The following is a 12,478-nucleotide window of genomic DNA, read 5'->3' on the forward strand; positions in this document are numbered from 1 at the left end:
AGATTTCCGCAAGGAGAATGCGCACCGGAATTGCACGAGATTGAGGCCTTGACTAGATGTCCACGTCTGATTACATGAAAACGCCCAAAAACACGTATGCGCCTCACATCCGGCCGAGACCCGACCGCCAGCCCAGACGTCCCCAATCTGGAAAGCTGCGCCTTCTCTTTGAAGCCGTCCTAATCCTCATCATCGTTATCCTCCTTGCCGAAGGCGGTAATGACTCAGGTTCCGCTGCGGCTCCGGATGAGGATGCGGTGACCGCCTCAGCAAAGCCCACCGGTCCGGCTGCGGCGCCCGTTTTTCCCGGTGAGATGCGCGGCGATGTTGTGGGACAGCCCGGCGATTCCCTCACCATCGACGGGCTAAGTGTCACCGCCTCGGAACTCTTTGACGGAAAGACGACGACGTATGACGATTCGCCGTCCCTGTGCACGTCCACCACACTGAAAAACAACTCCGGTGCCGTGATTACGTTCGACACCTTTGACTGAAATCTTCAGACACCCGGCGGGGTAATCAATTACACCGTCCACTACGGCAGCGATAATCAGCTGAGCGGGGGCGGAAAAATAGCGCCGGGCGGCTCGACCAGCGGCGACGTGTGTTTCTCCAATGATGAAGCCGGTCCGGGGCAGTATGTCCTGCTCTACACGCCCCCTCTCACCTCCGACTATCAGCCACCTTCCGGCCGTACCGCCTGGCTCCATTTCCGGTAGAGCGGTTTTCCCAGCCTCCGCAGCGAAAAGCGGGGATCACGGGTGCGCCCCGCTCAGGCTGTGGCAGCCGCGCGGGTTCCAGGCACAAGCTGCAGGGCAAACAAGGTATCCAGGACCAGCTGTATCGGTTCGGTGCCGGCCATGCTGCGGCGCACCACCGCATAGATGGAACGGACCGGAGCCGGGCGGACCACCGGGATCCGGCGGACGTTGGCCGGCAGCTGCTGGGCGCTCAGCGCCGGCAGCACGGTGATGCCGATGCCGGCGCTGACGAAGGCAATGGCGGTGGCGTAGTCGTGGGCTTCGATCTGGAAGGTGGGGGTGAAACCCGCGGCCGCGCAGGTGTCCAGCAGGTTCAGCCGGCACAGCCCGTGGGCGAAGTCATTGTCCACCCACTGTTCCCCGCCCAGTTCCGCCAGCTCGATCTCCGGCCGGCCGGCAACGGGATGATGATCGGGCAGCACCGCAACGTAGGGATCGTCCACCAAGTGGTGGGCGTCGAAGCCGCTGCCCGGAGTGATGACCCCCTTGCGTCCGACCACCAGCTGGATATCCGGGCGGTCCTCCGGGTCGGGAGCGACGTCGTCGCGCAGCTGAAGTTCCAGCCGGACGCCGGGCATGTCCGTGGTTAACCGCCGGGCCACTGCGGGCATCCAGGCGGCGCCGACGGAAGCGAAGTAAGCCATGGACAACCGCCCGTTCCGTCCGGTCCGCAGATCGGACAGCACCGCCTCCGCCTCACTGAGCCGGGCCAGGATCTCTTCCGCCTGCGCCGCCACCGCCAGCCCCGCCGCCGTCGGGCGCAGACCGCGGCCGGCGCGCTCGAGGAGGGTGAGGCCGGTTTCGCGCTGCAGGGCCGTGAGGTGCTGGCTGACCGCCGAGGGTGTGTACCCGAGGTTGGCCGCGGCGGCGGCCACGGAGCCGCTGGCCACCACGGAGGAGAAGATTCGCAGCCGGTGCATATCCAACATGCCGCTGACTCTACAGCTGGACTGAAGTGTGGATCAAGAATCGGAACTGGTGCTAAAGCCCGGAGCGGGGAAGACTACAGGCATGACATCTACAGCCTCCCGCAGCATTTCCGTTTCCAGCGGCACCACTCCGCGCCTGTGGGCCGCGATGGCGGTGACCGTGGTGCTGTGGGCGTCGGCCTTTGTGGGCATCCGGTCCGCCGGCGCGGACTACTCCCCCGGCGCCCTGACGCTGGGCCGGATCGCGGTGGGGGCGGTGGCGCTGATGGCCATTGCCGCGGTGGCGGGACGACGACGCCGGGTGGCTGCAGCGGCTTCCACCGGCGGGGCGGACGGCGCCTCGGCGCGCGGACGGCTCCGGGGCCGGATCCTGGCCCTCGTGATTGTCTGGGGGCTCGCCTGGTTCGGGGTGTACAACCTGGTGCTGAATGCGGCCGAACGGCATCTGGATGCGGGCACCGCGGCGCTGCTGGTGAACCTGGCGCCCATGATCGTGGCTGTGCTCGCCGGACTGCTGCTGGGCGAGGGCTTTCCGCGGCGGCTGATCATTGGCATGCTGGTGGCCTTCGCCGGCGTCGCCGTCATCGCGGCCGCCACCTCCACCGGGACCGTCGATCCGGCGGGCGTGGGGCTCGGCCTTGCCGCAGCCGTGCTCTACGGCGGTGCTGCGACATTGCAAAAGCGGCTGCTGCAGTACGTGGACGCGGCCACCATGACGTGGATCGGGTGCCTGGCCGCGGCCGTGGCCTGCCTTCCGTTCCTCCCCGAACTGGTCCGGGAGCTGTCCGCCGCGCCGCTGTCCTCCACGCTGGCCGTGGTGTACCTCGGGGTCTTCCCCACGGCGATCGCGTTCACTACCTGGGGCTACGTCCTGGCGCGGTTCAGCGCCGGCCGCACGGCCGCCACCACCTATGCGGTGCCGGCCGTGGTGGTGCTGCTGTCCTGGCTGCTGCTCCGTGAGGTGCCGCCGGTTGCGGCGCTGTTCGGCGGGGCGCTGGCCCTGGCGGGTGTCGCGGTGGCGACGCTGCCGCGGCGGCGGCCCGCCGCCGTCGTGCGTTAGTCCTTACTCGATCCCGTCCCGGATGATCGGGCAGGCCCTTCAGCACGCGGCCTGTCCTTTGCTTAGAGCTCTATCCAGCCTTGGGTCAGGGCCAGCACAGCTGAAACAGCTCCTGCCACTGTCATGAGGAAGAGAACCAGCTCCCCTCCACGGAAGACTCGCTGCCCTTGTTCCCGGCGGGCGATCACAAACAGGACGGTGCCGGGGGCGTAGAAGATCATCGACAGCAGCACCAGTGGCAGGCCGGCGGCGTAGACCAGGAACACCGCGTAAATGGTGGCGATGACGGCAATGGCCAGGTCGACCCGCCGGACGCGGCGCGGGGCTCCTTCATACGTTTCCCCGCTCCAGCCGAGCTTGAGGGCGTAGAGGGCCGCGAACAGCAGGGAAAACAGCGTCAGCACAGCGGTCATGTCCAGTGCAAAGTCGAAGGCGTCCTCGGAGAAGTACGTGATGACCATGACCAGCTGGCTGAGCAGGGTGCTCAGCAGCAGGGCGTTGACCGGGACATCGTCGTCGCTGACCCGGGACAGGAACCGCGGCATGTCCTTCTCCGTGGCGGCCACGTACAGGACCTCCGCTGCCATGAGGCTCCAGGCCAGGTAGGCCCCCATCACCGAAATGACCAGGCCGGCGCTGACGAACACCAGTCCCCAGCTCCCCACTCCCGATTCCAGGACGCCCGCCATGGATGGTTGGCGCAGTTCGGCGAGCTGTTCCATCGGCAGGACCCCGTAGGAAACGATCGTGACCGAGGCAAAGATGGCAAAGACGCTCAGAAAGCCAAGGATGGTGGCCCTGCCAACGTCCTCCCGCCGTCGGGCATGGCGTGAATATACGCTGGCACCTTCAACCCCGAGAAAAACGAAGACGGTCACCAGCATCGTGTTGCTGACCTGTTCGAACAGCGGCCCCGTGTAGGCCGCCCCCGTGAGGTTTCCCGCGAAGACGGCGGGGTCGAACAGGAAGACGGCAAACAGCACGAAGACCAGGATGGGCACAACCTTGGCGATCGTGACTATCCGGTTGATGGCCGTGGCTTCTTTGATGCCGCGTCTGATCAGGAAGAAGAATCCCCACAGCCCGGCCGAGGACAGCACGACGGCGGGAAGGGTGTCCCCTGCGCCCAGCTGCGGAAACAGGGCTCCCAGCGTGGACATCGTGAGCACCCAGTAGGTGACGTTTCCAACGCAGGCACTGGCCCAGTAGCCCGCTGCGGAGAAGAACCCCACGTAGTTTCCGAAGCCGGCCTTGGCGTAGGAGAAGATCCCCGCATCCAGCGCCGGCTTGCGCAGGGACAGCCGCTGGAAGACGAAGGCCAGCATCAGCATGCCCGAACCCGCAATCAGCCAGGCGACCAGCGCACCCCACACCCCGGTTTCCTCGGCGAAGCGCTGGGGCAGGGAAAACACTCCTGCCCCGACCATGGAGCCGATCACGACGGTGGTGAGGGTCAGCAGTGAGAGCTTGGCCGTTGGAGCCTTCTCCCCGGAAACAGGAGCAGACATGGTTCTTTTCCAATCGGGTGTGGCGGCCGCTGAGGCAACACGGGTTAGACAACAGTGGAGGGGCGGACCGCTTCCTGTCTGGGATCTTCCGTCGGAAGCCTGACTATTATCCTCCGAATGTCAGCGGGATCCGAATCGGCAGCCAGCACCTCGAGGCGGTAGCCGGGCGTTCGAATCAGGGAAAGGCCCCGCTAGGACCAGTGCACCGGCACGGCCAGCCGGAGCTGTTCGGGCTGGGCCAGGGCGGGCACGTCGAGGCCGCGCTCCTGCAGCGCCCGGAACTCCAGCAGCTGCAGCAGCAGCCCCACGGACTGCCGGCCGATCGCCAGGCCGTCCACGTCCACGGAGGGCACGCCGGAGGCGCCCAGGGCCGCCGCGGTCCGGCGGTCTCCGCTGACCACCAAATCCTGCGGCACCCGGACGCCGCGCAGCTGCAGGGCGTACATCAGTCCCAGCGCCACCGGTGAGGCGTATACCAGGACGGCGGTGGCGCCGGTGGCCAGCACGGCGTCGGCCTGCCGGATCCCGCTTTCGGCCAGCGGCGGCACCGGGCCCACCACGGTCAGCTCGGCCCTGCCCTGGAGCGCCTGCCGGATCGCGGCGGTGCGCATCTCGTGCGGCCAGGACCCTTCCGGGCCGCCCAGATACGCGATCTTCCGGTGTCCGCGGGCGGCCAGCTCCTGCGCCAGCTGGGCAAAGGCCGCGGCGGTGTCGGCGGTCACCGAGGGCACTCCGGGAAGCTCGCGTTCAATCAGCACCGTCGGCGCCAGCGTGGTGGCGTGCTCCACGATGTCCCGGTTGGCCTGCGAGGCGTTGAGCACCAGGCCGTCCACCTGCTCGGCCAGCCGTTCCAGCGCCCGGCGGTCCGCGTCCGTCGCCATGCCGTTCACGGCCATGGTCAGGTGGTTGCCGGATTCCTCGGCCGCGGCCTGCGCGCCCTCGATGATCGGGGCGAAGAACGTGTTCTGGATGCTCGGCAGCACCAGGGTCAGCAGGCCGGTCCGGCCGCGGGCCAGGGCACGCGCGGTCCGGCTCGGCTCAAAGCCCAGCGCCTCGGCGGCCCGGCGGACCCGGGTAATGGTCTCCTTGGCCACGAGTTCCGGCCGGCCCAGGGCTCGTGACGCCGTCGCCTTCGACACCCCCGCCGCGGTGGCAACGTCGTCAAGTGTGGCCATGTCAGCCCTTCCTTTTTGTTTGACGCTACCGTACGGGCAGCGCGGGGCCGGGACCGGCGGGTTGGGCCGGTAACAAACCTGAAATACGGATTCGCTAGGGTAGTCTGCAATCGGTTCCACAACCGGTTACATTCATTGTTGCCTGCTTTTTACCTGCCGTCACTTCTGATTCGGGGACACCGCCCTATGCTGCGCAGACCCAAGCTCCTCATCGCGCCGGGAGCACTTGTGCTGGTGCTGGGATTCGCCATCCCGGCCCTGCTGATGCTCTTCAGTCCGCCGGGCACCGGACCCCTGGAGGTCCTGTCCCGCCTCGGACAAATGCTCACCGACCCGTACGACCTCAAGATCATCGGCCGGACCCTGGTGTACGGCCTGACCGTGACCGTGCTGTGCGTGGTCCTGGGCTTTCCGATCGCTTTCCTGCTGGCCCGCTCCACGTCCCGGTTTGCCGGTATGTGGCTGGCGCTGGCCATTTTCCCGCTGCTGCTGAGCAACGTGGTGCGCACCTTCGGCTGGCTGGTGATGCTGGGCTCCAACGGCGCCATCGGCAAGCTCCTGGTGGCCCTGGGCCTGACGGACCGCGGTCCGCAGTTGCTCTACACACCGCTGGCCGTGGTCCTGGGCATGCTGCAGCTGTTCCTGCCGCTGGCCATCATCACCTGCTATTCGGCCATCGCGCAGGTGGATAAAAACCTCGACGACGCCGCCCGAGGCCTGGGTGCCTCCCGCACCCGGACCCTGTGGAGCGTGGTGGTTCCGCTGTCCCTGCCCGGCATTGTCGTGGCCGCCACCCTGGTCTTCGCCGGTGCTGCCACCGCCTACACCACCCCGTACCTGCTGGGCGGAACCGGCCAGCGGGTGCTCTCCACCCAGCTGTTCACCTACTCCAGCGTCACCGTGGACTGGGCCGCGGCGTCGGCCACTGCCCTGCTGATGACGGTGCTGGTGTTCCTGGTTTCCGGGCTGTCCTCCTTCCTTGGATCACGAAAGGGGAAGGTGGAATGAAAACCCGTCCCGTCCTGCTCTCGCTGGCCGTCCTGGGCTACGCGGTGATGATTGTGCCCATCCTGTTTGTGGTGCTGACGTCCTTCACCGCCGGCAGCACCCTGTCCTTTCCGCCCTCCGGGTTCTCCCTGAAGTGGTTCGACAAGGCGCTCTCCTACACCCCGTTCATGGAGTCGCTGACGTCCTCGCTGCTGCTGGCCGTGGTGTCCACCGCGCTGGCCCTGGCGCTGGGTGTCCCGGCGGCACTGGCCATTGCGCGCAGCCGGCTGGCGCACACACCGGCCCTGCAGACCTTCTTCGCCTCCCCGCTGATTGTGCCGGAACTGGTCATCGGCCTGGCCCTGTACCAGCAGCTGGTGATCACCCTGCGCGCGGACGCCTTCTGGACCCTGCTGCTGGGGCACGTGATCATCCTGATTCCGTACACCGTGCGGGTCACCGGCTCCACCCTGGCGCTGAGCGACCTGAGCATCGAGGACGCCGCCCGCGGCCTCGGCGCCTCTCCCCTGCACACCTTCCGCACCGTCACGCTGCCGCTGATGCGCCCGGGCCTGATTTCCGCGGCACTGCTGAGCTTCATCACGTCCTTCAACAACGTGCCGCTGTCCCTGCTGCTGCAAAGCCGGGATTTCAGCACCTTCCCGATCACCATGCTCGACTACGTCCAGCAGTCCTACGACCCCATGATCGCCGCCATGTCCACGCTGATCATGGCCGGCACCGTCATCATTGCCATCATCGCTGAGCGGACCGTGGGCTTCGCCAGAATCTTCGGAGGTATCAACTCGTGAGCACGCCCGCAGCAGAGTTCATCAACATCAGCCAGAACTACGGCGCCGCCCTGGCCGTGGACTCCATCAACCTGCAGATCGAGGAGGGCAAGCTCACCACCCTGCTCGGGCCCAGCGGCTGCGGCAAGACCACCAGCCTGCGGATGCTCGCCGGCTACCTGCAGCCCACCGGCGGCCGGATTCTGATCGGCGGCTCCGACGCCACCGCGCTGCCGCCGGAGAAACGCAACCTGGGCATGGTCTTCCAGTCCTACGCGCTGTTTCCGCACCTGACCATCGCGGACAACGTGGGCTACGGCCTGAAGCTGCGCAAGGTTCCCGCTGCCGAGCGCAAGGCCCGCATTGCCGAATGCTTGGACATGGTGGGCCTGGGACACCTGGCCGGGCGCAAGCCCAAGGCCCTCTCCGGCGGGCAGCAGCAGCGCGTGGCGCTGGCCCGCGCCATTGCCATCCGGCCGCGCCTGCTGCTGCTGGACGAGCCGCTGTCCAACCTCGATGCCCGGCTGCGCGTGCAGATGCGGGCCGAAATCCGGCGGATCCAGGCCGAAACCGGACTCACCGTGGTTCTGGTGACCCATGACCAGGATGAAGCGCTGGAAATGTCGGACTCGATGGTCCTGATGCGTGCCGGCAGAATCGAGCAGACCGGCGCTCCGGAGGACGTCTTCACCCGCCCCGCCAGCCGTTTTGTCGCGGACTTCCTGGGCTACGAGAACTTCCTGGAGCTGCCCGGCCGCGGCCTGGTCACCGTCCGTCCCGAGCACATGCGCCTGGTGGCGGCGGACTCCGCGCCCGACGGCGGCGGGCTGGCCCTGGATGCGGTGGTCACCTCCGTGGCCTACCGCGGCACCGACGAAATTGTGACCGCCCTGGCCGGCGGCCACAGCCTGCAGGTCTCGGTGCACCGCAATTCGCAGAATGCCGCCTTGCCGGCCCTGCGTCCGGGCGACGCGGTCCGTGTGGCCGCCGCCGCCGGGGACATCATCCACCTGCCCGCAGACCCGGTGCCCGCCGCAGCAGCCTAAGCCACCCGTCGTCGTCGTCCCCTTCGATTTTTACCCGCACCACCGTCTCATCCGCTGCCCTGAACCTACGCCGCACATCCGTGCCGCGTACCACCGAAAGGAACCGAACCACCATGACCTCCCCCCGCACCCGCGCCGCCAAGCTTTCCGCCGCTGCCTCGGTAGCCGTCACCGCTGCCCTGGTCCTTTCCGGCTGCGGCGCTGACGCCGGCAGCGCCGATGATTCCCAGACCCTGGTCCTGAGCACCTTCGCCTTTGGCGTGGAGGACTTGGAGGAGGCCATCGTGAAGCCGTTCGAAGAGAAGACCGGCATCTCCGTGGAGATCGAAACCGGATCCAACGCGGACCGCCTTTCCAGCCTGGAACTGGCCGGCGGGGACAGCGGCGTGGACGTCATGCTGATGTCCGATTTCTACGCCGCCATGGGCGAAGAGAAGCAGCTGTTCCAGGCCGTGGACGCCGACGCAGTGCCGCACCTGGCGGAGATCGCGGACTTCGCGACGTCGGAGGACTTCTCCGGCCCGTCCTACAGCTACCAGCTCAACGGCGTGATGTACCGCAGCGATGACCTCTCCGCGGAGCAGGCCGCCAGCTGGGACCTGTACGCGGACAGCAGCTACGCCGGGCGGCTGGCCTTCCCGGACATCTCCACCACCGGCGGGCAGCTTTCCGTGGCTGCCGTGGCGGACAGCTACGGCTCGGACGCCTATGACATTGACGCGGCGCTGTCCACGATTGGCGGCTGGAACCCGAACATCCTGAAGTTTGTCTCCTCCTCCACCGAAATCACCAACCTGCTGGTCCAGGGCGAAATTGTTGCCGCTCCCACGCTGAACGGGTTCGCCACGGACCTGATCGCCTCCGGCGAGCCGATCGCCTGGACCGCCACGGACACGGGCAAGTTCATGGCCACCAACCGGGTGATGATCCCCGCCGGCGCCGAGCATCTGGACGCCGCGCACCAGTTCATCGACTACCTGCTCTCCGTGGAGGCGCAGACCGCCTCGGCCGAGCTGGTGGGTGACCTGCCGGTAAACCCCGGCGCCGCCGTGCCGGAGAGCCTGACCAACGTGGTGGGCGAGATTGCCGAAGACCCCATTGCCGCCGGGTTCTCCACCCTGGACTTCCCCACCATCGTGGCGAACTACGACTCCTGGGTTGACCGGTTTGCCCGTGAGGCCTCCTCCAAGTAATCCCCGGCGCGTCCGCTGCGGCGCCGCCCTTGAAAGACAGGAACCATGAATACACCCGCCCAGCCTGCGCCGTCCGCCCTGCAGGAGTTTGCCGCCCGGCTGCCCAAAACGGATCTGCACTGCCACCTGATCGGTACCGTCCGCGCGTCGACCTTCGCCGACCTTGCCGCCAAGGCCGGACTGGACCTGCCCGCGGACCCGGAGACCATCTTCGCGAACATCTCCTCGGTGATGCGGGACTTCACCCCGTACCGCAACGCGCGGATCCCGATCGTGGAGGACTACAGCCTGGACCCGGCCGGCGAGCGGTATTCGCTGTTCCAAGTTTCGGACTGGGTGATGCAGTCGCTGACCGAACCGGCGGACCTCACCCGCATCACCTATGAAGCGTTCGAGGACGCGCACCGTGCCAGCAATACCCGGCACCTGGAACTGTTCATTGACGACGTGCCGCCGCGGATGCCGGAGCTGGGCTACGCCGGCGCGGTGGCCGCCTATGTGGAGGGCATCCAGGCCGCGGAGCGGGACTTCGGCATGAGCGGGCGGCTGGTGGTCGGCATCGACCGCAGCAAGGACGGGGCCTACGCGGTGGCCCGGGTGCAGCAGATCCTGGACGCGCCCAGCCCGTACGTGGTGGGCATTGGCCTGGACAACCTGGAAACGGCGGGACCGCCCGAGCGCTTCGCCGAGGCCTACCAGCTGGCCGGCGCGCACGGACTCAAGCGCACCGCGCATTCCTCCGAGCACGCGCCGGTGGCCGTTAACACGGTCACCTGCCTGGATGTGCTGGGCTGCGACCGCATTGACCACGGCTACTTTGTAATGGAGGACGACGCCGTCATTGCCCGGCTGCGGGAGGACCAGACCCCGTTCACGGGCATTTTCACCACCTCCCGCCGGTCCTGGCGGCCGTGGCGGCGAGCTTCCATCAAGGCCATGATCGACGCCGGCCTGAACGTCATCCTGGCCTCCGATGATCCGGGCATGTTTCCCACCACGCTGGCCAACGAGTACCGGATTGCCGTGGACGAGCTGGGCCTGGACCGGGCCTGGCTGCGCCGCTCGGCGCTGGCCGGCGTTGATGCGTGCTGGCTGACGGACGCCGAAAAGGCTGCGCTGAAGGCGTCCATGACGGCGGAGATTGACGCGCTGGAGCAGGAACTGTTCGGCTAATTTCCAACGCCCGACGCCGGTGTCCGCTCTGCGGGCACCGGCGTTTTCTTTGGGGTGCTTAGTCGGCGTGCTTTACTCGATCGGGTCGCGGATGATTGGGCAGGTCATGCAGTGCCCGCCGCCGCGGCCCCGGCCGAGCTCGGCGCCCACAATCGGAATGACCTCGACGCCGGCGTTGCGCAGCGCCGCATTGGTTTGGGTGTTGCGGTCATACGTGAGCACCACGCCGGGCTCGAGCGCGACGGCGTTGTTCGCGCTGTCCCACTGCTGGCGTTCGGAGGCGTAGTAGTCCCCCGCGGTCTCGACCAGGCGCAGCTGCCGGTGGCCCATGGATTCGGCGACGACGTCGACAAAGCGGCGGTCCCGCTCGTCGCGCACTTCCAGGCCCGGAGCCTTGTCGGAGGGGTGGATGGTGAAGGCGTGGATGCCGTTCACAATGGCCGGGTGGATGGTGGCCAAGTCCCGGTCCGCGAAGGTGAACACGGTGTCCAGATGCATCGCGGCGCGCAGCTTGGGCATGCCGGCGACGACGATCCGTTCCGCCGCCTCTTCCTTGAAGAGGGCCTGCGCGAGCTGGGTGATGGCTTGACGGGAGGTCCGCTCCCCCATGCCCAGCAGTACGGTGCCGTTGCCCACGGGCATCACGTCGCCGCCCTCCAAGGTGGCCTGACTCCAGTCCTTTTCCGCGTCGCCCCACCAAATCTTCGAGCCGGTGTAGTCCGGATGGAACCGGTAGATGGCCTGCATCAGCAGGGTTTCGTCGTGCCGGGCGGGCCAGTAGAGCGGGTTCAGGGTCAGTCCCCCGTTGATCCAGCAGGTGGTGTCACGGGTGTAGAGGGTGTTGGGCAGCGGCGGCAGCAGGTATTCCGGCCGGCCGGTGGATTCGCGAACCAGGCCGACGTAGCCGGAGAGGTAGTCATCGGGAAGGTCCGACGTCGTGAGTCCCCCGATGAGGATCCGCGCCAATTCCGCGCCGGTCAGTGAATCCAGGAAGGCCCGGGTGCCGGGCACCAGTCCGAGGCCGACCCGGTTGGCGATGATTTTGCGGTCCAACAGCCAGGTCCGTGCCTCCGGGATGTCCATGGTCTGCCCGAGCAGATCATGGAGTTCGACGACGTCGACGCCGCGGCTGGTCATCTTGGCGACGAAGTCGGCGTGGTCACGCTGGGCGTTCTCCACCCACATCACGTCGTCGAAGAGCAGGTCTTCGCGGTTGGTAGGGGTGAGCCGTTCGTGGGCCAGACCGGGAGCGCAGACGAGGACCTTGCGCAGTTTTCCGACCTCCGAGTACACCCCGTAGTCGGCGGCGCTTGGTGCGGAGGTGGCGGGAAACATGTGGTTCTCCTTGGTATTCAGGTGACTTTCTGCAGGCTCAACAGATGTGGAGGGCGGACTTCCTGTCCATCCCTCCACAGATTAGGAATTAGTGTCCGCGCTCAGCCTGCTGGGCCAGCTTGCGGCGGCGGAGTGCCTCATTTACGGCCGGGTCATCCAGCGCGCCCAGCCATTTCAGCAGTTCGGGTCCGGCGGCAGGATTGGCGGCGACGGCGGGGCGGGCCTTCGGCTCATCGGTGGCCAGTTCCTGCAGCCGCAGGCCGGGGGTTCCCGGGTCTTCTGCTTCGGCCAGGATCGCGACTTCGGCCGGATCCACATCCCGCGGCCTGGCTGCCGATGCTCCGGCGTCGACGATGTCTGCCGCCGGAATGTTCATCAGCGGTGTCGTCCGCTTACTTGAAGGGGCATTCTCGTCAGCGGGATGTTCCTGCATTTCGTTCTGCATCGGATCTCCTTAGTCAGTAGCCTTACTTCCATCCTTGCAGAAGGTGGCGCGGGCTCCGAATCCGGCAGTTCAGCA

General features: G+C 67.1%; 12 protein-coding genes. 7 read left to right on the top strand and 5 right to left on the bottom strand.

The genetic code is table 11. The features are described 5' to 3' along the window. The first annotated feature begins 74 nt into the window (after nucleotides 1–74). A complete protein-coding gene (locus AAE021_RS12135; protein ID WP_342022592.1) occupies nucleotides 75–494 on the top strand; it encodes a hypothetical protein in 420 nt (139 codons plus the stop codon). A 278-nt stretch (nucleotides 495–772) separates the two neighbouring features. Here AAE021_RS12135 and AAE021_RS12140 read toward each other — a convergent pair whose 3' ends face one another. Continuing rightward, on the bottom strand, nucleotides 773–1,690 hold the full coding sequence (locus AAE021_RS12140; RefSeq protein ID WP_342022593.1) for a LysR family transcriptional regulator: 918 nt from the start codon (nucleotides 1,688–1,690) through the stop codon (nucleotides 773–775). A gap of 82 nt (nucleotides 1,691–1,772) precedes the next feature. Here AAE021_RS12140 and AAE021_RS12145 point away from each other — a divergent pair, with 82 nt between their 5' ends. Beyond that, on the top strand, nucleotides 1,773–2,750 hold the full coding sequence (locus tag AAE021_RS12145; RefSeq protein WP_342022594.1) for a DMT family transporter: 978 nt from the start codon (nucleotides 1,773–1,775) through the stop codon (nucleotides 2,748–2,750). Between the two features lie 62 nt (nucleotides 2,751–2,812). On the opposite strand, the gene AAE021_RS12150 is transcribed toward AAE021_RS12145, so the two are convergent. Continuing rightward, nucleotides 2,813–4,258, bottom strand: a complete 1,446-nt coding sequence (locus tag AAE021_RS12150) for a basic amino acid/polyamine antiporter (RefSeq protein ID WP_342022595.1) — start codon at nucleotides 4,256–4,258, stop codon at nucleotides 2,813–2,815. Nucleotides 4,259–4,449: 191 nt separating this feature from the next. Beyond that, nucleotides 4,450–5,433 carry a LacI family DNA-binding transcriptional regulator gene (locus AAE021_RS12155; protein ID WP_342022596.1) on the bottom strand — a complete coding sequence of 328 codons (984 nt, stop codon included), beginning with the start codon at nucleotides 5,431–5,433 and terminating at the stop codon, nucleotides 4,450–4,452. A 186-nt stretch (nucleotides 5,434–5,619) separates the two neighbouring features. Here AAE021_RS12155 and AAE021_RS12160 point away from each other — a divergent pair, with 186 nt between their 5' ends. The 5 genes from AAE021_RS12160 (at nucleotide 5,620) to AAE021_RS12180 (ending at nucleotide 10,623) form a co-directional block, all read left to right on the top strand. Continuing rightward, on the top strand, nucleotides 5,620–6,441 hold the full coding sequence (locus AAE021_RS12160; protein WP_342022597.1) for an ABC transporter permease: 822 nt from the start codon (nucleotides 5,620–5,622) through the stop codon (nucleotides 6,439–6,441). Beyond that, on the top strand, nucleotides 6,438–7,232 hold the full coding sequence (locus tag AAE021_RS12165) for an ABC transporter permease (protein WP_342022598.1): 795 nt from the start codon (nucleotides 6,438–6,440) through the stop codon (nucleotides 7,230–7,232). Before AAE021_RS12160 ends, AAE021_RS12165 begins: the two co-directional genes overlap by 4 nt. Continuing rightward, nucleotides 7,229–8,257, top strand: a complete 1,029-nt coding sequence (locus tag AAE021_RS12170) for an ABC transporter ATP-binding protein (protein ID WP_342022600.1) — start codon at nucleotides 7,229–7,231, stop codon at nucleotides 8,255–8,257. The genes AAE021_RS12165 and AAE021_RS12170 overlap by 4 nt, the downstream gene beginning before the upstream one ends. 113 nt (nucleotides 8,258–8,370) lie before the next feature. Then, complete coding sequence (locus AAE021_RS12175) at nucleotides 8,371–9,450, top strand: extracellular solute-binding protein (RefSeq protein WP_342022601.1); 1,080 nt, start codon at nucleotides 8,371–8,373, stop codon at nucleotides 9,448–9,450. A 45-nt stretch (nucleotides 9,451–9,495) separates the two neighbouring features. Beyond that, entirely contained in the window at nucleotides 9,496–10,623 is a 1,128-nt protein-coding gene (locus AAE021_RS12180) for a hypothetical protein (RefSeq protein WP_342022602.1), read from the top strand. Between the two features lie 72 nt (nucleotides 10,624–10,695). Here the strand turns inward: AAE021_RS12180 and AAE021_RS12185 are convergent, their stop codons facing one another. Then, on the bottom strand, nucleotides 10,696–11,958 hold the full coding sequence (locus AAE021_RS12185) for an arginine deiminase (RefSeq protein ID WP_342022603.1): 1,263 nt from the start codon (nucleotides 11,956–11,958) through the stop codon (nucleotides 10,696–10,698). Nucleotides 11,959–12,046: 88 nt separating this feature from the next. Then, nucleotides 12,047–12,403, bottom strand: coding sequence for a hypothetical protein (locus tag AAE021_RS12190; protein ID WP_342022604.1), 357 nt, complete (start codon nucleotides 12,401–12,403; stop codon nucleotides 12,047–12,049). Nucleotides 12,404–12,478: the final 75 nt, after the last annotated feature.

It is taken from the genome of Arthrobacter citreus, from assembly GCF_038405225.1.
GTDB lineage: Bacteria > Actinomycetota > Actinomycetes > Actinomycetales > Micrococcaceae > Arthrobacter_B > Arthrobacter_B citreus_A.

Excerpts from the sequence above, each read along its gene's own strand:
- AAE021_RS12155 (WP_342022596.1), bottom strand. The coding sequence starts at position 5,433 with ATGGCCACACTTGACGACGTTGCCACCGCGGCGGGGGTGTCGAAGGCG.
- AAE021_RS12165 (WP_342022598.1), top strand. The coding sequence starts at position 6,438 with ATGAAAACCCGTCCCGTCCTGCTCTCGCTGGCCGTCCTGGGCTACGCG.
- AAE021_RS12185 (WP_342022603.1), bottom strand. The coding sequence starts at position 11,958 with ATGTTTCCCGCCACCTCCGCACCAAGCGCCGCCGACTACGGGGTGTAC.
- AAE021_RS12175 (WP_342022601.1), top strand. The coding sequence starts at position 8,371 with ATGACCTCCCCCCGCACCCGCGCCGCCAAGCTTTCCGCCGCTGCCTCG.
- AAE021_RS12135 (WP_342022592.1), top strand. The coding sequence starts at position 75 with ATGAAAACGCCCAAAAACACGTATGCGCCTCACATCCGGCCGAGACCC.
- AAE021_RS12150 (WP_342022595.1), bottom strand. The coding sequence starts at position 4,258 with ATGTCTGCTCCTGTTTCCGGGGAGAAGGCTCCAACGGCCAAGCTCTCA.
- AAE021_RS12145 (WP_342022594.1), top strand. The coding sequence starts at position 1,773 with ATGACATCTACAGCCTCCCGCAGCATTTCCGTTTCCAGCGGCACCACT.
- AAE021_RS12140 (WP_342022593.1), bottom strand. The coding sequence starts at position 1,690 with ATGTTGGATATGCACCGGCTGCGAATCTTCTCCTCCGTGGTGGCCAGC.
- AAE021_RS12160 (WP_342022597.1), top strand. The coding sequence starts at position 5,620 with ATGCTGCGCAGACCCAAGCTCCTCATCGCGCCGGGAGCACTTGTGCTG.
- AAE021_RS12190 (WP_342022604.1), bottom strand. The coding sequence starts at position 12,403 with ATGCAGAACGAAATGCAGGAACATCCCGCTGACGAGAATGCCCCTTCA.
- AAE021_RS12180 (WP_342022602.1), top strand. The coding sequence starts at position 9,496 with ATGAATACACCCGCCCAGCCTGCGCCGTCCGCCCTGCAGGAGTTTGCC.